The following is an 812-nucleotide window of genomic DNA, read 5'->3' as shown; positions in this document are numbered from 1 at the left end:
TTTGTGCAACAGAGCCTTTGAGCGGCGCCATGCGGTATATGCGATCAAAGAGCTTGGGAGTTTATTGGAGAGCTTTTGAATTATTAACTTGTATTTCGGCAGGCGCACGCGGCTTTCCGCCCCGACTCTAGTCAGTACGCTGTTGTTCTTTGCTGCTATGTCTAACAACGTGACTGCGCAGCCCCTTTGTTTTAGAACGTGCGTTAGGCAGTCAGCGATCAGGATATCACCGAGATTGGGACTATCCATCAGGCCCACAATCAGCACCTTGCAGGTAGAAGGAGTCGCGACGTTCTCGCTTGCTGAAGTGTACATTATCTTCCTGTTGTTTCTTTGCTTGATTCCGTGGCTATAGCTTGGCGCAGGTCATGATTCGAGCTTCAGTCCTCGGCAACAGAGCCTCCGGCTGGTGTACCACTCCGGCTTCCTCTGTGATCCTACCGTGTCAGTGAGATACACAGATCACAACATGGGCCTGTGATAGATCTAGTGTTCCGAGTCTGACGGTTGCTACCGGCTTCCACGGATGTCATCGAGGGCTTTGAAAGCACGGCGTTCCTGCTAAGGATATCGCTAGCGGATTTGGACCCGGCAAAGGCCTTCGGTCTGGTGTTGTGAAGCAGCAGGTAGTCGTGGATTGCCGCCTCCGGATCATCGACGCGGGTGTCGCTCCCCGGCGGATGCAACGGTTCGTGATCTCGGCGAAAAAGCGTTCAATCAAGTTCATCCAAGCCGCGCTTGTCAGCGTGAAATGCGTAAGCGATGGTTTCTCCCATCGGGATCCCTCTTGCCGTGGCTTCCGGCCGGTCCAG

The 812-nt window shown here is 53.9% G+C and carries 1 protein-coding gene; it reads right to left on the bottom strand.

What is annotated here, in order from left to right; translation table 11 throughout:
- On the bottom strand, positions 1 to 258 hold a 258-nt coding region (locus C5F48_RS25870; protein WP_219907851.1), incomplete at its 3' end, for a hypothetical protein.
- Between the last annotated feature and the right edge of the window lie 554 nt (positions 259 to 812).

This window comes from Cereibacter changlensis JA139, from assembly GCF_003034985.1.
Lineage (GTDB): Bacteria > Pseudomonadota > Alphaproteobacteria > Rhodobacterales > Rhodobacteraceae > Cereibacter > Cereibacter changlensis.
Note: the sequence above shows the minus strand (reverse complement) of the source record. Positions and strands in the feature narration are given on the sequence as shown.